General features: G+C 34.7%; 1 protein-coding gene. It reads right to left on the minus strand.

Going from position 1 to position 521, the window contains the following annotated elements; translation table 11 throughout:
- Positions 1 to 521, minus strand: a 521-nt coding sequence (locus AC3G7N_RS22600; protein WP_489424337.1) for a TDT family transporter, incomplete at both ends; no start/stop codon positions are given.

A 521-nucleotide genomic window follows, 5' to 3' on the forward strand; every position in this document is an offset into this window, starting at 1 on the left:
CCAAAACACAGTTATAAAGGCCGGAGTAAAGGTGTTTGTAGTAACAATTGCCAGGCCAGTGATGGATAGTGCACCATGAATTATACAGTTGGTATTGGACCAGTCGTTTATCAATGTCCAATTATGTTGCCGAACGTAACGGTTTCCGATTAATATGATTCCTGCTAAATAAAACATAAATCCCAAAACAATAATAGCCTCGGAAAAATACGTTGGAAATTGAAAGAATACATTGTTCAGTAACAGAATAATAGACTGTGTACCTACTGTTGACAGCAGAATTACTCCATGGACAGGGTAATTTTGATTTTCAAAAAATAACCTGCGAAAGTTGTAGAAACAAGTAAAAAGAAAAAACAGCCATAAAAATGTATTTAAAATTGCCATTGCCTGCGTAATAAGAATAATCGTAGGGAAGTATTTAACAAATACATTACATAAGACAGAAACACCTGCAATCCAAGTTCCAATTGCAAATGAATTTACCGGATGCTTAATAAAAGGGATTAGAAAGTCCCGAT

The sequence above is a fragment of the Virgibacillus carmonensis genome (assembly GCF_057836705.1).